This is a genomic window from Pseudomonas triticifolii (genome assembly GCF_014358015.1).
Classification (GTDB): domain Bacteria; phylum Pseudomonadota; class Gammaproteobacteria; order Pseudomonadales; family Pseudomonadaceae; genus Aquipseudomonas; species Aquipseudomonas triticifolii.
The window spans coordinates 431047-457064 of record NZ_JACONV010000002.1; the positions used below are offsets into that span (position 1 = coordinate 431047).

21 protein-coding genes are annotated in these 26018 nt (G+C 59.6%); 15 read left to right on the top strand and 6 right to left on the bottom strand.

What is annotated here, in order from left to right; all coding sequences use genetic code 11:
* Window positions 1-129 precede the first annotated feature (129 nt).
* From H8S56_RS06685 to H8S56_RS06720, 8 genes are all read left to right on the top strand, one after another.
* Window positions 130-1860: a PAS domain-containing sensor histidine kinase gene (locus tag H8S56_RS06685; protein WP_187518187.1), complete on the top strand. Its 1731-nt coding sequence runs from the start codon at window positions 130-132 to the stop codon at window positions 1858-1860.
* On the top strand, window positions 1845-2246 hold the full coding sequence (locus H8S56_RS06690) for a response regulator (protein WP_024689094.1): 402 nt from the start codon (window positions 1845-1847) through the stop codon (window positions 2244-2246). Before H8S56_RS06685 ends, H8S56_RS06690 begins: the two co-directional genes overlap by 16 nt.
* On the top strand, window positions 2243-4351 hold the full coding sequence (locus H8S56_RS06695) for a putative bifunctional diguanylate cyclase/phosphodiesterase (protein ID WP_187518188.1): 2109 nt from the start codon (window positions 2243-2245) through the stop codon (window positions 4349-4351). The genes H8S56_RS06690 and H8S56_RS06695 overlap by 4 nt, the downstream gene beginning before the upstream one ends.
* A 313-nt stretch (window positions 4352-4664) precedes the next feature.
* On the top strand, window positions 4665-5048 hold the full coding sequence (gene gcvH, locus H8S56_RS06700; protein WP_024689095.1) for a glycine cleavage system protein GcvH: 384 nt from the start codon (window positions 4665-4667) through the stop codon (window positions 5046-5048).
* 10 nt (window positions 5049-5058) lie between these two features.
* Entirely contained in the window at window positions 5059-7923 is a 2865-nt protein-coding gene (gene gcvP / locus H8S56_RS06705) for an aminomethyl-transferring glycine dehydrogenase (protein ID WP_187518189.1), read from the top strand.
* Window positions 7924-7995: 72 nt separating this feature from the next.
* Complete coding sequence (gene gcvT, locus H8S56_RS06710) at window positions 7996-9120, top strand: glycine cleavage system aminomethyltransferase GcvT (RefSeq protein ID WP_187518190.1); 1125 nt, start codon at window positions 7996-7998, stop codon at window positions 9118-9120.
* 394 nt (window positions 9121-9514) lie between these two features.
* Window positions 9515-9727 carry a cold-shock protein gene (locus H8S56_RS06715; protein WP_024689098.1) on the top strand — a complete coding sequence of 71 codons (213 nt, stop codon included), beginning with the start codon at window positions 9515-9517 and terminating at the stop codon, window positions 9725-9727.
* Window positions 9728-9811: 84 nt separating this feature from the next.
* On the top strand, window positions 9812-10297 hold the full coding sequence (locus H8S56_RS06720; RefSeq protein WP_024689099.1) for an RDD family protein: 486 nt from the start codon (window positions 9812-9814) through the stop codon (window positions 10295-10297).
* Between the two features lie 70 nt (window positions 10298-10367).
* On the opposite strand, the gene lptG is transcribed toward H8S56_RS06720, so the two are convergent.
* On the bottom strand, window positions 10368-11429 hold the full coding sequence (gene lptG, locus H8S56_RS06725) for an LPS export ABC transporter permease LptG (RefSeq protein ID WP_024689100.1): 1062 nt from the start codon (window positions 11427-11429) through the stop codon (window positions 10368-10370).
* Window positions 11422-12543: an LPS export ABC transporter permease LptF gene (gene lptF / locus H8S56_RS06730; RefSeq protein ID WP_024689101.1), complete on the bottom strand. Its 1122-nt coding sequence runs from the start codon at window positions 12541-12543 to the stop codon at window positions 11422-11424. Before lptF ends, lptG begins: the two co-directional genes overlap by 8 nt.
* Before the next feature lie 318 nt (window positions 12544-12861).
* On the opposite strand from lptF, the gene H8S56_RS06735 reads away from it, so the two are divergent.
* From H8S56_RS06735 to rlmF, 5 genes are all read left to right on the top strand, one after another.
* Window positions 12862-14352 (top strand): leucyl aminopeptidase, encoded by a 1491-nt coding sequence (locus tag H8S56_RS06735; protein WP_024689102.1) that lies wholly within the window; start codon window positions 12862-12864, stop codon window positions 14350-14352.
* 56 nt (window positions 14353-14408) lie between these two features.
* The gene (locus tag H8S56_RS06740; RefSeq protein WP_187518191.1) at window positions 14409-14837 is read left to right on the top strand and encodes a DNA polymerase III subunit chi; all 429 of its coding nucleotides are present in this window, start codon (window positions 14409-14411) and stop codon (window positions 14835-14837) included.
* Between the two features lie 7 nt (window positions 14838-14844).
* Complete coding sequence (locus tag H8S56_RS06745) at window positions 14845-15291, top strand: DNA polymerase III subunit chi (protein WP_187518192.1); 447 nt, start codon at window positions 14845-14847, stop codon at window positions 15289-15291.
* A 373-nt stretch (window positions 15292-15664) separates the two neighbouring features.
* Window positions 15665-18511, top strand: a complete 2847-nt coding sequence (locus H8S56_RS06750; protein ID WP_187518193.1) for a valine--tRNA ligase — start codon at window positions 15665-15667, stop codon at window positions 18509-18511.
* A gap of 211 nt (window positions 18512-18722) precedes the next feature.
* Window positions 18723-19727, top strand: a complete 1005-nt coding sequence (gene rlmF / locus H8S56_RS06755; protein WP_024694617.1) for a 23S rRNA (adenine(1618)-N(6))-methyltransferase RlmF — start codon at window positions 18723-18725, stop codon at window positions 19725-19727.
* Between the two features lie 489 nt (window positions 19728-20216).
* Here rlmF and H8S56_RS06760 read toward each other — a convergent pair whose 3' ends face one another.
* A complete protein-coding gene (locus H8S56_RS06760) occupies window positions 20217-20498 on the bottom strand; it encodes an HU family DNA-binding protein (protein WP_004882926.1) in 282 nt (93 codons plus the stop codon).
* A 394-nt stretch (window positions 20499-20892) separates the two neighbouring features.
* Between H8S56_RS06760 and yejK the strand changes: the two genes are divergently transcribed.
* Window positions 20893-21894, top strand: coding sequence for a nucleoid-associated protein YejK (yejK, locus tag H8S56_RS06765; RefSeq protein ID WP_024686423.1), 1002 nt, complete (start codon window positions 20893-20895; stop codon window positions 21892-21894).
* 5 nt (window positions 21895-21899) lie between these two features.
* Window positions 21900-22250 (top strand): glutaredoxin family protein, encoded by a 351-nt coding sequence (locus H8S56_RS06770; RefSeq protein WP_024686422.1) that lies wholly within the window; start codon window positions 21900-21902, stop codon window positions 22248-22250.
* A 34-nt stretch (window positions 22251-22284) separates the two neighbouring features.
* Here H8S56_RS06770 and H8S56_RS06775 read toward each other — a convergent pair whose 3' ends face one another.
* From H8S56_RS06775 to H8S56_RS06785, 3 genes are all read right to left on the bottom strand, one after another.
* Entirely contained in the window at window positions 22285-24498 is a 2214-nt protein-coding gene (locus tag H8S56_RS06775; protein WP_187518194.1) for an alpha/beta hydrolase, read from the bottom strand.
* A gap of 195 nt (window positions 24499-24693) precedes the next feature.
* Window positions 24694-25626, bottom strand: coding sequence for a glutathione S-transferase family protein (locus H8S56_RS06780; RefSeq protein ID WP_024694803.1), 933 nt, complete (start codon window positions 25624-25626; stop codon window positions 24694-24696).
* A 64-nt stretch (window positions 25627-25690) separates the two neighbouring features.
* Window positions 25691-26011 (bottom strand): GIY-YIG nuclease family protein, encoded by a 321-nt coding sequence (locus H8S56_RS06785; RefSeq protein WP_024686419.1) that lies wholly within the window; start codon window positions 26009-26011, stop codon window positions 25691-25693.
* Window positions 26012-26018: the final 7 nt, after the last annotated feature.

Genomic DNA, 26018 nt, shown 5'->3' on the forward strand with positions numbered 1-26018 from the left:
ATTTAATCTCCGTCGGTCGGCAAGCGTTCTGTTAAGGTCCAAGAACCCCTTGTCATCCATCTAAACGGATGTACGCGCGTACTAAAAAGTACAGAACGCAGGCAGGTTCACGAAGTCACGGGAGCAATGATGCAGACCCCGCCAGTAGACCGCCCGCCCATAGACCCGCCGTCTCGCACCGAGAACATCGTCGAGTCACAACGACAGAAAACCCTGCTCAAGACCGGCGCGCTTCAGGACGCGATTTTCAACAGCGCCTACTTCTCCAGCATCGCCACGGATGAGCACGGCGTCATCCAGATCTTTAACGTCGGTGCAGAGCGCATGCTCGGCTATCAGTCAGAAGACGTGGTCGACAAGATCACGCCTGCCGACATTTCCGACCCCGCCGAGCTGATCACCCGCGCATCCGCCCTGAGCCATGAGCTCAACACCCCCATCAATCCCGGTTTCGAAGCCTTGGTGTTCAAGGCCTCTCGCGGCATTGAGGACATTTACGAACTGACCTACATCCGCAAGGACGGCAGTCGCCTGTCGGCCATGGTCTCGGTCACCTCGTTGCGTGACAGCAGCGAGACCATCATTGGCTATCTGCTGATCGGCACCGACAACACGGCGCGCAAACAGGAAGAAGAAAACCAGGCCATGCTGGACCAGCGTCTTCGCGATCAGCACTTTTATACCCGCTCACTGATCGAGTCGAACATCGATGCACTGATGATGACGGACCCGCAAGGCATCATTTCCGACGTCAACAAGCAGATGATGGCGCTGACCGGGCGAACCCGGGACGAACTGATCGGCGCGCCCTGCAAGAACTTTTTCACCGATCCGGCCAGCGCAGAAGCGGCCATCAAGCGGGTGCTCAGCGAACACACCGTCAGCGACTACGAACTCACCGTGCGCGCCTACGACGGCACCGAAACCGTGGTGTCCTATAACGCCGCGACCTTCCATGACCGCGACCGCAAGCTCAAGGGCGTATTTGCCGCCGCCCGTGATGTCACTGAACGCAAGCGCTTCGAACGCACGCTGGAAGAGAAAAACATCGAGCTGGAACATGCCAGCCACATGAAGTCCGAATTCCTCGCCACCATGTCGCATGAGCTGCGCACGCCGCTCAACGCCGTCATCGGTTTTTCCGAGGCGCTGAGGGACGGTATGGTCGGCGAAATGACCGACACGCAGCGCAGGTACATCGGCGACATTTACAACAGCGGCCAACACCTGCTGTCGTTGATCAACGACATCCTCGACCTGTCCAAGGTCGAGGCCGGCATGATGGAACTGGAGCTGGAGTCGGTCGAACTGGCTGAACTGCTAAGTAACAGCCTGCTGATCGTGCGCGAACAGGCTGCACTGCAGAGCATTCAACTGAAGCTTGAAAGCGAAGCCGATTTCGGAATGCTGGAGCTGGACCGACGCAAGACCAAACAGATCGTCTATAACCTGCTGGCCAACGCCGTGAAGTTCAGCGCGCCCGGCGGTTGGGTCACGCTGGCCGTGCGCCAGGTGCCGCGCTCACTGGCGGGCAGCATCGAGGGCGACTGGCCCACCTACGGATTCGAGCTGGCCCCAGGCACGCACGAGCAGTTTCTGGAACTGAGCGTCAGCGACACCGGCATCGGTATCGCACAGAGCGACATGAACAAGCTGTTCAAGGCGTTCAGCCAGATCGACAGCAGCCTGTCGCGCAAATTCGAAGGCACCGGGCTTGGCTTGGCAATGGTCAAGCAATTGGTCGAATTGCACGGCGGCAGTGTCGCGGTCGCAAGCGTCAAAGACCTGGGCGCGCGTTTCGTGGTCTGGCTGCCCATTCGGCCTCATCTATCTGTGGAGGCGCAATGGCCCAAATCCTGATCATTGAAGACAACCCGGCCAATATGCGTCTGGCAGAACTGCTGCTGACCAGCGCCGGGCACGCCGTCATCGCTGCAGTCGATGCCGAGACCGGCCTGAAGCTTGCGCGCGAGCATCAACCGCATCTGATCCTTATGGACATTCAATTGCCCGACATGGACGGCCTGCAGGCCACGGCCCTGCTCAAGGCCCAGGCCAGCACTGCGAGCATTCCGGTCATCGCCCTCACGGCCATGGCCATGAAGGAAGACGAAGAAAAAATCCGACTGGCCGGCTGCGACGCCTACATCATCAAACCCCTGAGCTACAAAGAGCTGTACCGCGTCATCGACACCCTGCTGGAAAAGACCTCACCTGAACGGCAATCCCCCGAGTGCTCGCCATGACCGAAACAGCCGCAACGATTTTGATCGTCGATGACGACGTTCATGTACGCGATCTGCTGGAGGTGCTCCTGCAGAATCAGCATTATCAGACTCAGACGGCGGAGTCCGGTGAGCAAGCGCTGGAGATGATCGCCAGGCATGCGCCCGACCTGATCCTGCTGGACATCATGATGCCGGGCATGGACGGCTATGAGGTGGCCAGTCATCTCAAGTCGGGGAAGACCACCTCCAATATCCCCATCATCATGCTCTCGGCACTCGACGAGCGAAGCGCGCGTATCTCCGGGCTGGAGGCGGGTGCCGAAGAGTACCTCAACAAACCGGTGGACAGCGCCGAGCTGTGGCTGCGCGTGCGCAACCTGCTGCGCCTCAAGGCGTTCGGCGATTACATGAAAGGCCACAACCTGATTCTTGAGGAGCAACTGCAACAGCGCACCATCGACCTGGAGCGCTTCCGCTCGGTGATGGACGCCTCGGACGACGCGATTATCCTGATCAACCGCAACACCATGAGCCTGATCGAATTCAACCGCCGTGCCTGCCAGTTGCTCGGCTATACCGCCGACGAACTGTTGAACAAGACACCTGCGGATCTGGGCGAAAGCTCCATGGAACAGCTGGAAGTGGTCTATGACCAGATCATTGCCGGCAAAGGTCCAAGCGAGCCTCTGGAAACCATGATCCGTGACAAAAACGGTCGTGATGTGTCGGTGGAGATCCATCGCCAAGCCTACCAGGCGGGCGATGACTGGATCATCGTCGGCATCGTCCACGACATTACCCGTCGCAAGGAGTCCGATCAGCGCTTGTTGAAGATGGCTCATTACGACAGCCTGACCGGACTGCCCAACCGCGACCTGTTTTTCACCAGCCTGCAGATGGGCCTGACCCAGGCAGCGGTCAGCCGCTGGAAGCTCGCGGTGATGACCGTCAACCTGGACGGGTTCAAGAACATCAACGAGACCTGGGGCCATGTACTCGGCGATCAGACCTTGCTCGAAGTCAGCCGACGCCTGGCCAGGTGCCTGAATGCCAGTGACACGCTCGGCCGGGTGGACGGCGATGAATTTGCGCTGATTCTGATGATCCGCGAAGGTCAGACTGACACTCACCAGATTCTGGAACGCATCCGTACAACCTTGCGCACGCCGTTTCAGATCGAAGACCAGCGCATTGTCATGACCGCGAGCATCGGGGTTGCACTGTTCCCGGAAGATGGCGAAGACGCGCGCGAACTGGTGCGCCACGCCTATACCGCCATGAACAATGCGAAGAAGAAAGGTGTGGATGGCTACCGGTTCTATACCGCGCAAATGAACACCGAGGTATCGGAGCGCCTGGACCTGGAAATTGCCCTGCGAGAAGCCGTGCATCAGCATACCTTCGAGATTGCCTACCAGCCCAAAGTCAACGTAGTGGACGGCAACGTATGCGGGCTGGAAGCCCTGCTGCGCTGGCCACGCCCGGGCCATTCAAACATCTCGCCGGCCGTCTTCGTGCCGGTGCTGGAAAGTCTGGGTCTGATCACCGAGGTCGGAAATTGGGTAATCGACAGTGTCTGTGCGCAGATCGCCCAGTGGCAACGTTCGGGGCTGGGGTCTTTTCAGGTCGCGGTCAATGTGTCCGGCCAGCAGATCGCTGGCAGTGGCCTGATTGCCGACATCAGTGGCGCTCTGGAGCGGCATCAGGTTGACCCGCAATGGCTGGAAGTGGAGCTGACGGAAAGCTCGCTGATGGAGAACACCTCGCACACCATCGCCACCCTGCAGACTCTCAAGACCCTGGGCGTCAAGATTTCCATCGACGACTTTGGAACCGGCTATTCAAGTCTGGCGTATCTGCGCAGATTCCCTATCGACAAGCTTAAGATCGACATTGCCTTCATTCGCGAAGTCACCAGTAACCCGCAGGACGCCGCTATCGCCCGGGCAATCATTGAGCTGGCACACAGCCTTGGCTTGAAGGTCATCGCAGAAGGTGTCGAAACGCCTGAGCAGCTGGCGTTTCTGACTGAAAACCGCTGCGATCAGGTTCAGGGGTATCTGGTCAGCCGGCCGTTGCCGCTTGCCGAACTGGAAGCGTACCTGCAAACGCAGGCCCATTGACCGCAACGACCGCGAGTGCTGCGATCAAGTCCTGTTGAAAAGCACAGACAGCTGCGCAGCATGTAACGATTTCACTCCAGTGGAACGATTACGTTCCACGCCAGGCTGACGCTGTGTCATCAAGGCTTTGATCGAGCAGGTTTTTTCAGGAAGGCTACAACTGTAGCGATTTCGCTACAGCTGCACATTCAAGCACGCACAGATTAATAAGTAACCCTTTGATTTAAATAGAAAATTACAAATTGGCAGTGAAATTGCTTTGCTTCAGGAATAACGCCGCGCCCTGCGCGAGATTCAGTCCCGAGGAGTTTTTATGAGCGAGTTGCGCTTCACTGTCGATCACGAATGGCTGCGCGCCGAAGCCGATGGCAGTGTCACCGTTGGCATCACACCCTATGCGCAGGAATCGCTGGGGGATGTGGTGTTCGTTCAGCTCCCTGAATTGCAGGTCTACACTCAGCACGCCGAAGTGTCGGTGGTCGAATCGGTCAAGGCCGCCAGCAGCATCAACATGCCGCTGGACGGTGAAGTGGTCGACGTCAACACGGCCCTCGACGCCACCCCGGAACTGGTCAACGAAGACGCCCTGGGCGCAGGCTGGTTCTTTCGCTTCATCCCGCAAGATGCCAACGCCATCCACGGCCTGCTGGATCAGGACGCCTACGACCGCCTGATCAAAGCCAACGCCGAAGCCTGAGGAGCGAGCCATGACTGACCGTATCGAACTGAGCACCGCCAACGAATTCATCGCCCGTCACATCGGCCCGCGCGCCGACGACGAGCAGGCCATGCTGCAAACCCTGGGTTTTGACTCCATCGACGCGCTGAGCGAAAGCGTGATCCCGGAAAGCATCAAGGGCACCAGCGTGCTGAACCTGCCGGCCGGGCAAAGCGAGGCCGACGCACTGGCGTCGATCAAGGCTATCGCCAACAAGAACCAGCTGTTCAAGACCTACATCGGTCAGGGTTACTACAACACCCACACCCCCGCACCGATCCTGCGCAACCTGCTGGAAAATCCGGCCTGGTACACGGCCTACACGCCCTATCAGCCGGAAATTTCCCAAGGCCGCCTTGAGTCGCTGCTCAACTTCCAGACCCTGATCAGCGACTTGACCGGCCTGCCGATTGCCAACGCCTCGCTGCTGGACGAAGCCACTGCCGCTGCCGAAGCGATGACCTTCTGCAAACGCCTGAGCAAGAACAAGGACAGCCAGCAATTCTTCGCCTCCAGCCACTGCCATCCGCAAACGCTGGACGTACTGCGCACTCGTGCCGAACCACTGGGCATTACGGTAGTGGTGGCGGATGAGATCGAGCTGGGCGATGTCAGTGACTACTTCGGCGCGCTGCTGCAATACCCGGCCAGCAATGGCGATGTGTTCGACTACCGCGAACTGGTCGAGCGCTTCCACGCCGCCAACGCACTGGTTGCCGTCGCAGCCGACCTGCTGGCCCTGACCCTGCTGACGCCACCGGGCGAGTTCGGTGCGGACGTCGCCATCGGCACCGCACAGCGCTTTGGCGTACCGCTGGGCTTCGGTGGTCCGCATGCGGCGTATTTCTCGACCCGCGATGCGTTCAAGCGCGACATGCCGGGCCGTCTGGTCGGCGTGTCGGTAGACCGCCATGGCAAGCAAGCCTTGCGCCTGGCCATACAGACCCGCGAGCAGCATATCCGCCGCGAGAAGGCCACCAGTAACATCTGCACCGCGCAAGTGCTGCTGGCCAACATTGCCAGCATGTACGCCGTTTATCACGGACCGCGTGGCCTGACGCAGATTGCCAACCGTATTCATCGCCTGACGGCCATTTTCGTCGAGGGCCTGGGCCAGTTGGGCCTGAACATCGAACAACAGCACTTCTTCGACAGTGTCACCGTGCATACAGGCCACAGGACCGCAGCCCTGCACGCGGCTGCCCGTGCCCAGCACATCAACCTGCGTGAAATCGACGATGAACGCCTGGGCCTGTCGTTCGACGAAACCACTTCGCCATCCGCCGTTGAAACCCTGTGGGCGATATTTGCTGCGGACGGTCAGAACACACCTGACTTCGAGGCCCTGTCGGCCAGCGTCCAGTCGCGCCTGCCTGCCGCACTGACGCGTCAATCGGCAATCCTCAGCCACCCGGTGTTCAACCGCTATCACTCCGAAACCGAGCTGATGCGCTACCTGCGCAAGCTGGCCGACAAGGACCTGGCCCTCGACCGCACCATGATCCCGCTGGGTTCATGCACCATGAAGCTCAACGCTGCCAGCGAGATGATCCCGGTCACCTGGGCCGAGTTCGGCAACCTTCACCCGTTCGCCCCGGCCGAGCAAAGCGCGGGTTATCAGCAACTGACCGACGAGCTGGAGGCCATGCTCTGCGCGGCGACCGGCTATGACGCCATTTCGCTGCAACCCAACGCCGGTTCACAAGGCGAATACGCTGGCCTGCTGGCGATTCGTGCCTATCACCAGAGCCGTGGCGATGAACACCGTGACATCTGCCTGATCCCCTCCTCGGCCCACGGCACCAACCCGGCCACCGCCAACATGGCGGGGATGCGCGTGGTGGTGACCGCTTGCGATGCACGCGGCAACGTGGACATCGAAGACCTGCGCGCCAAGGCCCTTCAGCACCGCGACCAGTTGGCGGCACTGATGATCACTTACCCGTCGACCCACGGCGTGTTCGAAGAAGGCATCCGCGAAATCTGCGGCATCGTTCATGACAACGGTGGCCAGGTTTACATCGACGGCGCCAACATGAACGCCATGGTCGGCCTTTGCGCACCGGGCAAGTTCGGCGGCGATGTCTCGCACCTGAACCTGCACAAGACCTTCTGCATCCCGCACGGCGGTGGCGGCCCTGGCGTCGGCCCGATTGGCGTCAAGTCCCACCTTGCACCCTTCATGCCGGGCCATGCCCGCATGGAGCGCAAGGAAGGCGCGGTCTGCGCAGCACCGTTCGGCAGCGCCAGCATTCTGCCAATCACCTGGATGTACATCCGCATGATGGGCGGCGAAGGCCTCAAGCGCGCCTCGCAACTGGCGATTCTCAACGCCAACTACATCTCCCGTCGCCTGGAAGACCACTACCCGGTGCTGTACACCGGCAGTAACGGTCTGGTTGCGCACGAGTGCATCCTGGACCTGCGTCCCATCAAGGACAGCAGCGGCATCAGCGTCGACGACGTGGCCAAGCGTCTGATCGACTTCGGCTTCCATGCCCCGACCATGTCGTTCCCGGTGGCTGGCACCTTGATGATCGAGCCGACCGAAAGCGAATCCCGTGAAGAGCTGGACCGCTTCTGCGACGCCATGATCAAGATCCGTGAAGAGATTCGCGCAGTCGAGAACGGCACGCTGGACAAAGACGATAACCCGCTGAAAAACGCACCGCATACCGCCGCCGAAATCGTCGGGCAGTGGACCCACCCGTACAGCCGCGAACAGGCGGTCTACCCGGTCGCCTCGCTGATCGAAAACAAGTACTGGCCTCCGGTCGGCCGCGTCGACAACGTGTTCGGGGACCGCAATCTGGTCTGCGCCTGCCCGTCCATCGAGAGCTATCAGGAAGCCTGATCACTCCTGCCCTGCGCTGCCCGCACCGACGGGCGGCGCTGCCTGCACGGCCCGACCTATAAGGAATTGAACATGTCCACAGAATCGCTGCTGACCACCCCGCTGCACGCCTTGCACCGTGAACTGGGCGCAAAGATGGTGCCTTTCGCCGGTTACGACATGCCTGTGCAATACCCGGCTGGCGTGATGAAAGAACACTTGCACACCCGCGCTCAGGCCGGTCTTTTTGACGTCTCACACATGGGCCAGATTCGCCTGAGCGGCACCGATGCCGCCAAGGCGCTGGAAACGCTGGTGCCGGTCGACATCATCGACCTTGCGGTCGGCATGCAGCGTTACGCCATGTTCACCAACGAAACCGGCGGCATTCTCGATGACCTGATGGTCGCCAACCTGGGCAACGATCAGTTGATGCTGGTGGTCAATGCCGCCTGCAAGGACCAGGACCTCGCACACCTGTGCAAGCATCTGGCAGGCCACTGCAAGATCGAGCCGCTGTTCGAAGAACGTGCACTGCTGGCCTTGCAAGGCCCCGCCGCCGTGACCGTACTGGCGCGTCTTGCGCCTGAAGTCGCCAACATGACCTTCATGCAATTCAAAAGCGTCACGTTGATGGGCGTGGCGTGCTACGTCAGCCGCTCGGGCTACACCGGCGAAGACGGCTATGAAATTTCGGTGCCGTCGGACAAGGCCGAAGCGCTTGCACGTCGCCTGCTGGAAGAGCCGGAAGTCGCGCCCATCGGCCTGGGTGCCCGCGACTCGCTGCGCCTGGAAGCCGGTCTGTGCCTGTACGGTCACGACATGGACACCGACACATCCCCGATTCAGGCCAGCCTGCTGTGGGCCATCTCCAAGGTCCGTCGTGCCGACGGCGCGCGCGCTGGCGGTTTTCCGGGCGCGGAGCAGATCTTTGCTCAGCAGCAGTCGGGCGTGGACAAGAAACGCGTAGGCCTGTTACCGCAGGAGCGCACGCCCGTGCGTGAAGGCACGCAAATCGTCGATGCCGACGACAACGCAATCGGCACGGTGTGCAGCGGTGGGTTCGGTCCGAGCCTGGGCGGCCCGCTGGCAATGGGCTACCTGGACAGCCGATTCACGGCACTGGATACGCCAGTGTGGGCGATGGTGCGCGGCAAGAAAATCCCGATGCGGGTGACAAAAATGCCTTTCGTGGCGCAACGTTACTTCCGTGGCTGAACAGACACGTCAAAAAAGCATCAAGGATAAGTGATCATCCAGCGCTGTTCTTTTCCTGCTTTCCAAGGGAAAGAACAGCCTTCTGGAAGGACCGAAACTGCACCGTCCAAGTGCAGAAAAATGCTGAAAAACATTCACTGCCCCGATACAGGGAAATGTCCTTACAAACGCCTCAACCCCCCGCAAACAGGGTGTTCAGCAGGGGCTTGTTTTTGTAACGAGACTTGGCGTAGAGTTTCTGAACTGTGTTTGCATAGGTCGCTGAATCGGGACCTGGGCAGTAGCTCTAGGTTTGCTACATCCCGCTCTACGTTTCTTACTTCCTGCAACCAGCCCCAGTACTCTTTCATGTGAAAGGGACTGTCATCAATTCAAGCGTCAAGGAAATAAGAACATGTCTACACGTCAGAGCGGCACCGTCAAGTGGTTCAACGACGAGAAGGGTTTTGGTTTTATCACCCCAGAAAGCGGTCCGGATCTGTTCGTGCACTTCCGCGCGATTCAGGGCAACGGCTTCAAGAGCCTGAAAGAAGGCCAGAAAGTCACCTTCATCGCCGTACAAGGTCAGAAAGGCATGCAGGCTGACGAAGTTCAAGCCGAAGCCTGAGTAAAACCCCAAAGCCTCTGGTAGCCATACCAGGGGCTTTTTTGCAGGTGCACCGCGACACCCATCGTGATCGAGAGCCCTACAATGCCCCGACACGTGCTAAAACCACAGGGCGATTTCCCGCCCGCCAGCCTCCCCCGCCGCCTGGCCGCCATCAGTTACGACGCCCTGCTATGCCTCGCCATACAGCTGGTCACAGCCTTCCTCTACAAACTGGTGCAAATGGTCTTTATCGGCGAAGCGCGCCTGCGTCAGCTGTCCGAATCGGGCGCACTTGATGGCGACCCGCTGCTCTCGTCCATTCTGCTGCTGGTGACCTTTGCGTTTTTCGCCACGTTCTGGACCCGTGCCGGCCAGACGCTGGGCATGCAAGTCTGGGGTATCCGCGTTCAGAATGCCGACGGCACTGCGATTACACTCACCCAGGCACTGCTCAGGTTTGTGGTCGCTATCGCGTCATGGCTGTGCGTCGGGCTTGGGTTCATCTGGAGCCTGTTCGACGGCCAGCGTCGTACCTGGCACGACCGCTATTCTGATACCCGACTGGTGCGTGTCACCCGCCCCACCTGAGACAGGCAGAAAAAACCCTCACCCATGAAAAAGCCGACATCGCTGTCGGCTTTTTCAGATCTGCACCTGACTATCCCGCCCGGCGCAGCAACCACAGACCGGCCAAGGCACAGAACGAGGCAGGCACCAGCACCGCCAGCAGCGGCGGGAAGCCGAATACCAGACTCGATGGACCCAACAGGTCCTGCACGATGCGGAACGTGAAGCCCACCAATACGCCCGTGAACACACGCTGACCGAGCGTGACAGAGCGTAGCGGGCCGAAGATGAACGAGATCGCCATCAGCACCAGTGCCACCGTCACCAGCGGCTGCAGCACCTTGGTCCAGAACGCCAGCCAGTAGCGGCCATTGCTCAGCCCCTGATCAGCCAGGTAGTGGGAATAGCTCCACAATCCGCTGATCGACAACGACTCGGGCGGCATGACCACTGTGCTCAGCAATTGCGGGCTCAGCGAAACGTCCCAGCGCTCGACCGGCGTATTGATGACCTCGGTGCTGCCATCACGGAAATAGGTCGTGGCGACGTCGCTCAGCTCCCAATAGTCCGTCTTGAAATTGGCCTGACGGGCGAAGCTGGACGTCAGCATGTGGCGCTGTTCGTCGAAGCGGTAGCGCGTCACACCGTACATCAGCCCGTTGGGCTGAACGGTGTTGATGTGAATGAACTCATCGCCCTGACGATGCCACAGACCATGCTTGGCGCTCTGCGCATCGCCAGTGCCCTGGGCCAGAGAACGATTGGCCTGGGCCTGATTCTCGGCATAAGGCGCCACGTACTCACCCACCAGCACACCTGCGACCATCAGGAACAGCATCGGCTTCATCACGGCCCACACGATGCGACCGATGGAAACACCCGCCGCGCGCATGATGGTCAGCTCGCTGCTGCTGGCCAGGCTGCCGAGGCCGATCAGGCAGCCGATCAGCGCCGCCATCGGCAACATGTCGTAGACCCGGCGCGGGGCAGTCATCAGAACGAAACTGCTGGCATCCCACAACGTGTAACTGTCGGAGATGTCGCCCATCTCGTCGATGAAGGCAAACAGCGAAGCCAGACCCAGGATGATCCCCAGCACGGCGAGGATCGCCATGAAGACGCTTTTACCGATATACCGATCGAGCTTAACCACGAGCCACCTCCGCAACGCTACGGCGACTCGCCATTTTCAGCCGCAAGGGCTCCCAGTAGAACAATCCAAGACCGATCAGCAGGAACAGCCCGTGGACCCACCACATGCCCAGCGCCAGCGGCAGCTTGCCTTTCTCCAGCGCGCCGCGCACGGCAATCAGGATGGTCAGGTAAGACATGTACAGCAGAATGGCCGGCAGCAGTTTCAGGTAACGACCCTGGCGTGGATTGACCCGCGCCAGCGGTACCGCCATAAGAGTCACGATGAACACCAGGATCGGCAGCGAGATGCGCCACTGCAATTCAGCCACGTAACGGGGTGTGTTATTGCCGAACAGCTCGGTGCTCGGGATGGCTTCGCGGTCAGTGATTTCGTCGCTGATTTCCGGTTTGGGCAGCATCGCGCCATAGGTGTCGTACTTGATCACGCGATAGTCGGCCTGGCCCGGATTACCGTCGTAGCGGTAGCCGTTTTCCAGGATCAGGAAGCGACTGCCGTCCGGCCGCACTTCCTGGTGACCCTTTTCAGCCACCAGTACCGTGATGCCACGGTCCTTGTTCGTGCTTGTGGACAATCGCTTTTCCGAGATGAACACCCCGCCCAGGCTGGAGCGGTCTTCAGACATCTCCTGGGTGTAGGTGATCCGAGTGCCATCACGCAGCGCCTGAAAACGGCCCGGCACCAGCGTGTCGAACTCGGTCATGGCGTCTTGCTTGTTGATCAGCAGCGAAAACTGCGTGGCACCCTGCGGTGCCAGGCTGAAGCTCAGCCACGCCACCAGCAAGGCCACCAGCGCGGCGGGTGCCATGGTAATCGCGAGCAGACGCTGCTGGCTCATGCCGGTGGCAGCCAGCACGGTCATCTCGCTTTCCAGATACAGACGTCCGTAAGCCAGCAGGATACCCAGGAACAGCCCCAGCGGCAGGATCAGTTGCATGAACCCAGGCAAACGAAAACCCATGATCATGAACAGCACACCCGGGTCCAGCGCGCCAGAGGCGGCCTGGGCCAGGTATTTGATGAAGCGTCCGCTCATGATGATGACCAGCAGCACAGCACTGACCGCGCTCAGGGTAACCAGCACTTCTCGGGACAGATAACGAAAGACAATCAAACCAGACACTCCAGAGTCGTCAGGCTCAGGCAGCCAAACAAGGAAAATTGTGAGCCACGGCAACCGGATATTCGTGCTCGCGCAAACGCGAGGCACCCAAAAATATGCGGCATTATCCTGTGATTGAGTGTTTCTGTCACTGCGCACTCCGGATAGTTCACAAACACGTTGGCCACAAGCGTCTCAGTGGGGTTGTCATCCGTCATGCGCCGGGGTCAAACTGCGAGGCTTATCGCAGGCATCGTCCTTGAAAAGACCGCAGTCATGCCGCATTCATCATTCGTATTGCGAATCTCATCGTTCAATCGAGGACCCCACATGGAACTGGTTGTTAAAAGCGTAAGCCCGGAAACCCTGAAAACCGCAACACTGGTCGTCACCGTGAGTGAAAACCGGGTTCTGGGTAGCGCTGCGCAGAGCATCGACACCCTTAGCGGTGGAGCAATCACCGCTGTCCTCAAGCGCGGCGATCTGGCGGGCAAGGTCGGCCAGAGCCTGCTGCTGCACAACCTGCCGAACCTCAAAGCCGAGCGCGTGTTGCTGGTCGGCGTCGGTAAAGAAGCCGAATTGTCCGATCGCCAGCTCAAGAAGATCGTTGCGGGCGTCCTGTCGACGCTCAAAGGCCTTGGCGGCACCGATGCGACCCTCGTACTGGACGATCTGTCGGTCAAGCATCGCGACACCTATGGCAAGGCTCGCCTGCTGGTTGAAGCCCTGGCCGACGGCGAATACGTATTCGACCGCTTCAAGACCCAGAAAGCCGAAGCCCGCGCCCTGAAGAAAATCACCCTGCTGACCGCCAAGGTCAGCGTTGCCGACGTTGAGCGCGCAGCCACCCACGCTCAGGCCATCGCCACCGGCATGGCGCTGACCCGCGATCTGGGCAACCTGCCGCCGAACATCTGCCACCCGACTTACCTGGGCGAAGAAGCCAAGGCGCTGGGCAAGGCGCACAAAAACCTGAAAGTGGAAGTCCACGACGAGAAGAAACTCGCCGAACTGGGCATGGGTTCGTTCCTGGCTGTGGCACAGGGCAGCGCCCAGCCACCGCGCCTGATCGTCATGAACTACCAGGGCGGCAAGAAAAGCGAACAACCGTTCGTCCTCGTTGGTAAAGGCATCACCTTCGACACCGGCGGTATCAGCATCAAACCTGCCGCCGGCATGGACGAGATGAAGTTCGACATGTGTGGTGCAGCCAGTGTGTTCGGCACCCTGCGCGCAGTGCTGGAATTGAAGCTGCCGATCAACTTGGTGTGCATCCTGGCCTGTGCCGAGAACATGCCGAGCGGCACGGCGACCCGTCCGGGCGACATCGTGACCACCATGAGCGGCCAGACTGTCGAAATTCTCAACACCGACGCCGAAGGCCGTCTGGTGCTGTGTGACGCACTGACCTACGCCGAACGCTTCAAGCCCCAGGCCGTCATCGACATCGCGACCCTGACCGGTGCCTGCGTGGTTGCACTGGGCGGTCACACGACTGGCCTGTTGGGCAACAACGATGCGCTGATCAACCAACTGCTCGACGCGGGCAAGCTGGCTGACGACCGCGCCTGGCAGTTGCCGCTGTTCGACGAATACCAGGAGCAACTGGACAGCCCGTTTGCGGACATCGCCAACATCGGCGGTCCAAAAGGCGGCACCATCACCGCAGCCTGCTTCCTGTCGCGCTTCACCAAAGCGTATGACTGGGCTCACCTGGACATCGCCGGTACTGCCTGGCTGAGCGGCGGCAAGGAAAAAGGCGCCACCGGGCGTCCGGTTCCGCTGTTGACCCAGTACCTGCTTGACCGCGCAGGGGCCTAAGGAGAGCGCTGGGCGTATCGATCACTGATCGATACGCCCAGGCTGCCTGAACGAACATGACCCAAGTCGATTTCTACATTCTTCCCAGCGCCGATCCTTCAGCGCGACTGGGCTTTGCCTGCAAGCTCACGGAAAAAGCCTGGCGTCTGGGCCATAAGGTCTACCTGCATTGCAGCGATGCCGCGCAGCGTGAAGACCTCGACGCTCGTCTCTGGCGCTTCCGTGGCGAAGTTTTCCTGCCGCACGGTGATGCCGAGAGCGACCATGATGCACCGGTCGTGCTGGGCCTTGGTGATGACGCGGGCCAGCATGAAGACCTGCTGATCAACCTGGACCTGCGTATTCCAGCCTTCTTCAAACGTTTCGCCCGCGTCGCGGAGGTGGTGGTCGAAGACCCGGCCATACGTCTTGCCGCGCGTGAGAGTTTCCGGTCTTACCGTGAACAGGGCTATCCTCCGCAGGATCACCGACTACAGCGTCTTTGAGGACACGATGGACACTTCAAAAAAAGCTGAATCCGCGCACTTGCTGGACGATCTCGAATCGATCCGCCAACTGCTCGGCGACGACTCCTTACAGCCACCGCTGCTGACCGACACGGTGCACCGTGAAGGACAGATTCCACTGCTCTTCGACGTGGTCGGCAACAGGACTCATAACCCCCATGACGACGATGTCGACGAAGCGCAGATTCCTACGCTGACGCCGGAGGTACCCGTTGTGGCAGAGCAGCCGGCCGCGCCGTTGCTTCAGGCACCTGCGCCTGTTGAGGCACCACCCAACCCGGATGCCTTGCTGCACCTGGACGCAGAACTTCGCGCTGCCGCGCAGTTGATCATGCAGGACGTGATCGACGACTTCGCACCGCATATCGAGACCGAGATCAAGCGGCGGCTGGAGGCCAGGCTGGAACGGTTGTTGGCGCAGCAGCAAAAGTGAGTTCGCGCCCCGCGCATCGCTCAGCCGTGCGCAGAGGTGTTGCTATCAAGCATTAAGGTCGCGGCGAATCTTGTCTACCTAGCGCCCCTGGCCTGCACGCTGATGGATCAGCGTGTTCACGCTGGCGTCCAACGCACGTTAGCCTTTCAAGCCGTTACCAATGTCCCGCAGCCCAGCGGGATCATCGGCGTAAACACGCCGGTCGCGTGCAGTTGAGATTCGAACACCGAATAACTGCCCTCGCCCATTCACCGCACACCGGCAGATCCGCGAGGCAGGCGGTCAACTTGTAGCCCGGCGCTTATGGCTTGTCACTTGCCCACAGGGCTATACTTGCCGGTTTCCGAATCAATGCCACAGGTTCCCGCCGCGCATGGACAAGACTTACCAGCCGCACGCCATCGAAACTTCCTGGTACCAGACCTGGGAGTCAGAGAATTATTTCGCCCCTCAAGGCGCGGGTGACTCGTACACCATCATGATCCCGCCGCCGAACGTCACCGGCAGCCTGCACATGGGCCACGGTTTCAACAACGCGATCATGGACGCCCTGATCCGTTTCCGTCGCATGCAGGGCCGCAATACCCTGTGGCAGCCGGGCACCGACCATGCGGGTATCGCCACGCAGATGCTGGTGGAGCGCCGCCTTGAAGCGCAGGGCGTGAACCGTCACGAGTTGGGTCGCGAGAAGTTTCTGGACAAGGTCTGGGAATGGAAAGCCGAGTCCGGTGGCAACATCAGCCGTCAGATTCGTCGCCTTGGCTCGTCTGTGGACTGGAGCCGCGAGCGCTTCACCATGGACGACGGCCTGTCCGACGCTGTGAAAGAAGCCTTTGTACGCCTGCACGAAGACGGCCTGATTTACCGCGGCAAGCGCCTGGTGAACTGGGACACCAAGCTGCACACGGCCATCTCCGACCTTGAAGTGGAAAACCACGACGAGAAAGGCCACCTCTGGAACCTGCGCTATCCATTGGCCGATGGCGCGAAAACCGCTGAAGGCCTGGATCACCTGATCGTTGCCACCACACGCCCGGAAACCATGCTCGGTGATGCTGCGGTTGCAGTGAACCCGCAGGACGAGCGCTACAAGGCGCTGATCGGCAAGTTTGTCGAGCTGCCGCTGGTGGGTCGTCGCATCCCGATCATTGCCGACGATTATTGCGATCCGGAATTCGGCACTGGCTGCGTGAAAATCACTCCAGCCCACGACTTCAACGACTATGAAGTCGGCAAGCGCCATAACCTGCCGCTGCTCAACATTTTCGACAAGAACGCTGCCGTGCTGCCTGCTGCCCAGGTGTTCAACCTTGACGGCACGCTGAACGACACCGTCGACGGCACCCTGCCTGCCGAGTACGCAGGCCTGGATCGCTTCGAAGCCCGCAAACGCATCGTAGCCGCCTTCGACACCGCTGGCCTGCTGGTCAGCGTCGACGATCACGCCCTGAAAGTTCCGAAAGGCGACCGTTCCGGCACCATCATCGAGCCGTGGCTGACCGACCAGTGGTACGTATCCACCAAGCCACTGGCAGAACCTGCCATCGCCGCCGTCGAAGACGGCCGCATCGCCTTCGTGCCCAAGCAATACGAAAACATGTACTTCTCGTGGATGCGCGACATCCAGGACTGGTGCATCAGCCGTCAGCTCTGGTGGGGCCATCGCATTCCCGCCTGGTACGACGAGTCGGGCAAGGTCTATGTCGGTCGCGACGAGGCCGAAGTGCGCGCCAAGCACAATCTGGGGCCGGACGTTGCACTGCAACAGGACAACGACGTACTCGACACCTGGTTCAGCTCGGGCCTGTGGACCTTCTCCACCCTCGGCTGGCCTGAAAAGACCGAAGCGCTGAAAACGTTCCACTCCACCGACGTACTGGTCACCGGCTTCGACATCATCTTCTTCTGGGTCGCCCGGATGATCATGCTCACCATGCACCTGGTGAAAAACGAAGACGGCACACCGCAAGTGCCGTTCAAGACGGTGTATGTACACGGTCTGGTGCGCGACGGCCAAGGCCAGAAGATGTCCAAGTCCAAGGGCAACGTGCTGGACCCGCTGGACATCGTCGATGGCATCGACCTGGAAACCCTGGTACAGAAACGCACCAACGGTCTGATGCAGCCGCAACTGGCCAAGAAGATCGAGAAGCAGACCCGTCAGGAATTCGCCGAAGGCATTGCCAGCTACGGCACCGACGCCTTGCGCTTCACGTTCTGCTCGCTGGCGTCCACCGGTCGCGACATCAAGTTCGACATGGGCCGCGTCGAAGGCTATCGCAATTTCTGCAACAAGATCTGGAACGCGGCGCGCTATGTGCTCGACAAGGGCGAGGACTGCGGCCAGAACGGCGAAGCCGTGGAGCTGTCCCTGGCGGATCGCTGGATCATCTCGCAGTTGCAACGCACCGAAGCCGAAGTGACCCGTCAACTGGATCAGTTCCGCTTCGACCTTGCCGCACAAGCGCTGTACGAGTTCATCTGGAACCAATACTGCGACTGGTACCTGGAGCTGTCCAAGCCTGTGCTGTGGGACGAGACCGCGCCGGTCGAGCGCCAGCGCGGCACGCGTCGCACGCTGGTACGTGTGCTGGAAGTTGCGCTGCGTCTGGCGCATCCGTTCATGCCATTCATCACCGAAGAAATCTGGCAGCGCCTCGCGCCGCTGGCAGGCATCCAGGGCAAGACCATCATGCTGCAAGCGTGGCCGGTGGCCAACGAAGCACGCATCGACCAGGCCGCTGAAGACGACATCGAATGGCTCAAGGGCCTGATGCTGGCGGTGCGTAACATTCGTGGCGAAATGAACATCGGTCCGGGCAAGCCGCTGACGTTGTTCCTCAAGAACGTTACCGCCGAAGACCAGCGTCGCCTGAGCGAGAACGAATACCTGCTCAAGAAACTGGCCAAGCTGGAATCCATGACCGTACTGACCGACGGTGCCGAAGCGCCATTGTCTGCAACGGCACTGGTTGGCGACATGGAAGTGCTCGTGCCAATGGCCGGACTGATCGACAAAGGCGCGGAGCTTGCGCGTCTGGATAAAGAAATCCAGCGCCTGCAAGGCGAAGTGCAACGCGTGGGCGGCAAGCTGTCCAACGCAGCCTTCGTCGATAAGGCTCCGCCCGACGTCATTGCCAAGGAACGCGCCAAACTGACCGAAGCCGAGCAGGCCTTGGGCAAGCTGGCCGAGCAACACGCTCGTATCGCCAGCCTGTAAGGCGAACGACAACAGCCAGCCCATTCGTGGGCTGGCTGTTTATTTTGCATCGATGAACGCTGACCTATTCGCGAACACGCTGCCACTGAGCCAACGCCGAGCGACTGCGGGAACTGCCACCCTGTTTCTGATACAGCATGCACAGGACCGTGGGAACGAGCCTGCTCGCGAATAGGCCCGCCAATGCGACACAACGGCTGAAATCATACCCATGACCGACACCCCCAAACCGCCCCGCAAAAAGCCCCAGCGCAACGTCAAGCCTGCGCCACCCCGCGAGAAAGCCACGCTGCATCCGCGCAATCGGCATCAGGGCCATTACGACTTCCCCAAGCTGATCAAGTCCAGCCCGGAACTGGCGAAGTTCGTGATCCTCAATCCCTACGGCAAGGAAAGCATCGACTTTGCCAACCCGCAGGCGGTGCGGGTGTTCAACCGTGCACTGCTCAAGGCGTTCTACGGCATTGCCCACTGGGACATCCCGACCGATTACCTGTGCCCACCGATTCCCGGACGTGCGGACTATCTGCACTTTCTGGCGGACCTGCTGGCCGAGGGCAATGACGGCGTGATCCCACGGGGCGCGTCCGTGAAAGCACTGGACATCGGCACTGGTGCCAACTGCATTTACCCGCTGCTGGGTCATAGTGACTATGGCTGGCACTTCGTGGGCTCGGAGATCGACAGCACGGCGATTGCCGCAGCGACCACCCTCGTCAAGGCCAACAACCTGCACAAGGCCATCAGCGTGCGCCTGCAAGCCAATCGCAAACACATCCTGTCGGGGCTGCTCGACAGCAGCGAACGCTTCGATGTGAGCCTGTGCAACCCGCCCTTCCACGCCTCGCTGGAAGAAGCGCAGCGCGGCAGCCAGCGAAAGTGGCGCGCCCTGGGTAAAGCCGACCCGAAACGCAAACTGCCGGTGCTCAATTTTGGCGGACAATCTCAGGAACTGTGGTGCGAGGGTGGCGAGATCGGCTTCGTGACGCAACTGATCCAGGAAAGCGCACAGGTGCCGAACCAGGTGCTGTGGTTCAGCACCCTGGTCTCCAAAGCGTCCAATCTGCCCCCGATTCAAAGCGCTCTCAAGAAAGCCGGGGCGCTGGAGGTCAAGGTGGTGGAGATGGGTCAGGGGCAAAAGCAGAGCCGCTTTGTGGCCTGGACGTTTCTGGACAAAGCGCAGCAAAGCGCGTGGCGGCAGCCGATTGCCCGATAATTGTCTATCCGCGGGGTATTTTGTGACGATCAGGTCCGTTTAACGCCCAAAAAGGAGACAGCGCCGGGACGCTTTTCTAACGCGATGGTGAGTACACCGCCGATCGCGACGCGGGTGAAGGCTGAGTTCTGGCGCTGATTCGGGGGGCAATCGGCATGGATGCCGATTGAGCCGCATTGGGCCATGGATGGCCCGTTGCGGCGACCCCCGAATCAGTGTCAGGACGAAGGAACCCCGGCGAAGCCGGGGCCGGAACCGGAGCTAAGGGGTTTGCCTACTTTGCCCCGTCAAAGTAGGTCGCCGAGGGGCGAAAAGGTGATGTGAGCAATGCGCTCAGCTTACTGAGTCCGCAGTCTCTACCAGCTGTGACGCAAAGCATCACAGGCGGCATGACAACTCAGAGCGTGGCACGATCACTACATTTCACCCGCCCACAAAAAAGCCGTGCCCGGTAATCCGGTGCACGGCTTTTCAACAGCAAGCGGTCGCTTACTTGTTGATCGAGTCGGTCAGCACTTTGGCTGGAACGAACTTGACGACTTTCTTGGCAGCGATTTCGATGGCTGCGCCAGTCGAAGGGTTGCGGCCGGTACGAGCTGGACGCTCGGTCACTTTCAGCTTACCAATGCCTGGCAGAGTGATTTCTGCACCGTTTTCCAATTGGTCGGCAACGATCTGGCCCAATTGCTCAAGAGCATTACGCGCGGTGGTTTTTGGCGCGTCGATAGCTTCAGCGATATCGGCGATCAATTGGTCTTTAGTAAGAGCCATGGTGGTGTTCCTTCCCTATCAAATTCATTTGGATTGCAGAGCGCAACGTCGGCCCGTGGCCAGGCAATGAACCTGGCCCCCCGCTAGCAGCCACGATTAATCGCGAAATGTAGATACTGAAACCGGGTATTGGTTCGGCCTACGCGTGCACAAACTGCATGCTTGACGCGCTAAGGTGCGCAAGACCGCGCAAAACTAGCACAGAGCCGGGTAAATATCCGCCTCTACCTATCCTTTTGGTCAGGTTTTAACAGCAATTGCACAAAATTTAACCAACCGCCTGGTTCTGCGGGCGAAAACCAGCCGCCTCAGGGCCATTGCGGGCACGCCTGCGTTACACTGACGGCCTTGCAACGAGCTGCACGCTCTTCACCTTTTTCCAGCCGAGAAGCCCATGCCGATCCGTCATTGCATCGTCCACCTGATCGACAAAAAACCCGACGGTACGCCCGCTGTTCTCCATGCTCGCGACTCCGAACTCGCTGAGTCCCAAGCCATCGAGAACATGCTGGCCGACCTCAACGAGAACTACAACGCCAAACAAGGCAAGGCATGGGGGCTGTTCCATGCCGAGTCGGGTGCACATCCTTTCAGCGGCTGGCTGAAGGAATACCTGGACGGCGGCAAGGACTTCACGGCGTTCTCCCGCGTTGCGGTCGAGCATCTGCAGAAGTTGATGGAAGAGTCCAACCTGTCGGTCGGCGGCCACGTTCTGTTCGCCCATTACCAGCAAGGCATGACCGACTACATGGCGATCGCCCTGTTGCACCATAGCGAAGGCGTGGCCGTGAACGCCGAGCTGGACGTGACACCTTCACGCCACCTGGATCTGGGTCAGTTGCACCTTGCGGCGCGGATCAACATCTCGGAATGGCAGAATAACAAGCAGTCCAAGCAATACATCTCGTTCATCAAGGGCAAGAATGGCAAGAAGGTCTCGGAATATTTCCGCGACTTCATCGGTTGTCAGGAAGGTGTCGATGGTCCTGGCGAGACCCGTACCTTGCTCAAGGCCTTCAGCGATTTCGTCGAGAGCGAAGACCTGCCCGAAGAGTCGGCACGCGAGAAAACCAAAACCCTGGTCGATTACGCCAGCAGCCAGAGCAAGATGGGCGAGCCGATGGGCCTTGAAGAGCTGTCGGAGCTGATCGACGAAGAACGTCCACGCGCGTTCTACGACCACATCCGCAACAAGGACTACGGCCTGTCGCCAGAAATCCCGGCAGATAAACGCACGCTCAATCAGTTCCGCCGCTTCACAGGCCGTGCAGAGGGCCTGTCGATCAGTTTTGAAGCCCATCTGCTGGGCGACAAGATCGAGTACGACGAAACCGCCGGCACGCTGATTATCAAGGGCCTGCCGACCCAGCTGACCGATCAGTTGAAGCGGCGGTAACCCATATGCTGATGCGCACGCTCAAAAAGTTCGCCCTGATCATGCTGGTTGTGGTGATCTATCAGAACTGGGGAAAAATCGAGAATTTCGTCAACCCTCCGCCCGCAAGCGTTGCGCAGAACTACAGCCAGGCAAAGGTGGTGATGTACGCCACCGAATGGTGCGGCTACTGCAAGCAGACGCGCCGTTTCCTCGACAGCAAGGGCATTGCCTATCGGGAATACGATATCGAGAAGTCCGAGGAAGGACGCAAAGCGTATGAAGCGCTGGGCGGACGCGGCATCCCGCTGATCGATGTGAACGGCACGCTGATCAGGGGCTTCAGTCCGGATCAGATACTGGCCGCCCTGAAGTAATCGACGCGCGGAATGCTTTGCGCTCAGCCGCGGCTCAAAGCCGCGGCGTTATCAGCAGTGCGCGCTCACGCCCGAACAAGGCATTGGACAGCGCCCTGACTTCGATGACGGAGACGAACCGTCCAGTGTCGAGGAACTCACCCTTAAAGCCTCCTGCCGGAATCACAAACCTGACCGAGGTCGACTGCATGCCCGGCTCGAATACCGTGGCGGCGTCAAGTCGCATGATGCCCTCGGTGTTATGGACAATGAGCGTGTACACCCGCAGCGACACTTTCCGGGCCGTGGCCTGCGACAGCGTGATGCCAATCTCCAGCACCTGCTCCATGCCCGTTGGTTCGACATGAATATCTTCAACGTGGACGAAGGGCAGCGGGAGTGACTGATAGCCTCCCAGAGAAGGCGTCACAAACGCGATGTCGGACAAGTAAACCGAGCCACCACGCGGCAGTGTGAATGACAGCGCGTCAAGCGAGTCCGAAAGACTGGAAGAGAAGTCGGACAGCGGTAGGATGACCTGCTGTTTGAGCAGCGTCCCAAGCCCCGGAACGATTTCGGGAATGGGCCACAGAGAGACGCCCTGTCGATTGAGGTCCAGAGTGTTGCCGTTCAACGCCACCTGCAGTTCAACGGCTGCGCCATTGTTCTCACTCAACAGATGAGCCACGTGAAAGCTCAAGTGGCTGTAAGACGACCTGTCTATAGAGTGCTGTGTGTCAACAGGGCGCAGTTCAAGCTCGGCGGGAGACTGAGGCTGTTCGCTCTTCAGATTCAAAAAACCGTGATAGCCGTTATGGGCATAACGCAGGTCACTGTTGAACGATGATTTCTGACATATGACGCCCAGCCCTTTCGTGACCGTCCAGGCCCACGGATCCGAAGTCGATGACGCGCCTTCAGCATAAAGCGTTTCAAAACTCTGGACCGTGTAGCGATGAGAGGAAGGAAAATGCGCTGCGCTCCTGACTTCAGTCTCCGGCAATCCGGGCACGGTCACGGTCACGGGCGAACCATCAAACAGCTTCAGGTAGGACAATTCACCGCCCAGCGTCAGGCGAAAAAAACCCGTGACATAGACAGAAGCCAAGAGGCGCTGTTGCTTCTCATTAAGCCGCGGGAGATCGATGTTTCCCCACGTTTGATCCGCATCATCTGCGCCAGCCGGGAATTCCGGAGACCAGACATGATTAAAATAATTATGATTGGCACCCAGCATCAGGACCGTGCTGTGCAGCACATCGTCGTCGAACGCATAGCGGGACAGATCGGAAAACCCCTGCCCCGTCAAATCCAGAACATCGCCGTCCAGAAACGGCAGAACAGTCGCCGTGTGCACGTCGGGGATCGCAATACCTTCGCGCGCCGTGCTGCCCATGAATAAAGCGGCCCGAAGACCAAAGCCTTTATTCAGCAGCCTGTTCAGCGTGATGGCCCTGGCAATGCCCTCTCCACCACGAGAATGCCCCACAAGGCCTATGTTGTTCAGATCAAGCCGGCCGGTCAGTTGCGACAGCTTCGGACACTCGCCTTTGTTAGCGCGAGCCAACAGCTCAAGATGGGCAAGCACCAGATGCCCGCGCAACGTGCCCCCTATCGCAATGGCGCCGTTGGCATCGACCGGGTAGATCCCATTGGCGGATATCGAGACCACTGCATAGCCTTGACTGGCAAGTGCCGATGCAATCGTGTCGTAGCCCTCATGGTTGGGACAAGGGTGTTCATCGGCCTTGCATGGCCAACTGTAGCCCGTTGAACCGGTGTTTCCCAGGCACGGGTGATGCCTGCCATGCAGAAACACGACAACCGGGTGGGGTGTCTGGGGTTTGGTATCCGGGAGGTAAACGGCTGCTCGCAGCTCCACCCTGGCGTCGATACCCGGCAGTGCCAGCGCCTCATCGCCGTGATCGTAATCCTGGCGAACGACCTTGTATCGACTCGGCGACAGAGGGTTTGGCGCCGTAGGCCAGGCAGGACTGCGCAGTACTTGCGGGCGGGGATGGGACTTTCTTGCAGCACGACTCGACGATAAAAAAACTTTAGGCGTTGCAACATCCCTGAGGGTGTGAACATCCGCAGCAGATATCGAGGCTCTCAAGGTCTTCCGATCATCGGATAAACGGGCTGTGCGAACCACGCCGTCGATTATCAATGTCGGGTATTCGTTACCCGTATAACCCTTGTCGCCCAGGTAATAGTCCACATAAAAAGCCGTGCCGTCCTGACCTGTTTTCCAGCTGTTTGCATCCATTATCGGACTCCCTTCTTAATAACGACCCTTATGGCGGCCGCTCATCCCTACACTGAAAAGTATAGAGCGGCACGCCCCTCGTCCTTGAGGGGGATTGACGAAAGCTAATAATGGTTTGAACCAAGAGTCAAGTTGATAGGGCCCAATCGGTCAGTGCTTCACTCCCTCGCGCCCGGCAAGGCGCTCGCGACATAGTTACAGCGCATTGATCACAAACCCAAGTCTTGGGAAATGCACATGCACCACACCCACGCGATCATCCTCGCGACGCAGGATCAGTTCTTCACTGCCGACAAACACCAGCTCTCCCTCAACGGCATCCACGCCGTAATCAATCGCCGATATCGCCACCTGATCGCCAGCCTTGAAACCGTTGGCGTCAGCAAAGGTTTCATCAGGCAGCGGCGCTGGCGTGGCGTTTCGGGCGATCTCGATGGCCTCGGTTGAACTCAGGTCGCTGTGCGCGCCATGGCCAAAGCCCAGCACACGACCAAGCCATACGCCGACCTCTGGATAGTTATCCACAAAGGGCGCCGTCACCGGTGTCTGTTTAAGGAACCACAAGGTGTGCGCCACGCTGAAATCAGCGATGGACGGCGCGCCAAACAGAAAGTCACCGTTGCGCGACAACTGCAACTCCAGGCGTGCCATGAACGCGGGCCATTGATGCCTGGCCTGTTCAGCGGGAAGGCGAGTGGCATTGCCACCGTTGAAGAGTGCGGAACGGTCCGCTACGAAGGCCTTGGCAGCCTCCGGCGGCACCTTGGCAAAACGCACGGCCAGTGATTCAGGCTGGAACACCAGACTTACGGCATGCATGAACATCACCGAGTCGGCCCAGGCGGCAAAACTGGCCACGGTGAATTCCTGTCCTTGCGGGTAGAACGTCGGCGAGGCCTTTTCCTGCTCGAGCCGCCGCGCCATCAAGGCCGTATCGCAGTAGATATCTGCACCGACCTGCAATACCGGCGTCTTGCGATAACCGCCCGTCAGCGCGGTCAGGTCAGGCTTGGGCATGATCGAGGGAATGGTCACCGAGCGCCATGAGAGGCCCTTGAAACCCAGCATCAGACGGGCTTTTTCGGCAAACAACGAGGTGGGGTAATGGTGAAGGATCAACTCGGACATGTTCAGCCTCAAGGCACGTGGAAAGCGGACAGCTTACCCCGCTGCCCGCTGACAGCCTACGGCCTCAACTGGATGACACGACATCACGCTTATGGATCGACACCCGCACGGGCTCGCCTTTATAACTGGCAGCCAGTGTTTCTTTGGCGGTTTTACGCAGCTTCTTGATCAGCCGTTCATGGCGCAACGCTTCACCCTTGCTGACGTGCTGCTCGACATACACCAGCGCCACCGCCGGGCTGGAACAGAAAAAGCGCGCGCCCTTGCCGCTCTGATGAGCGGCAAAACGTCGATCCGGATCATCGCTGATGCCGCAGTACAAAGAACCGTTGGCAGCGCGCACCAGATAAACGAACCACGGTTTGCCGGGCGCTTCAGCAGCCATCGCACCT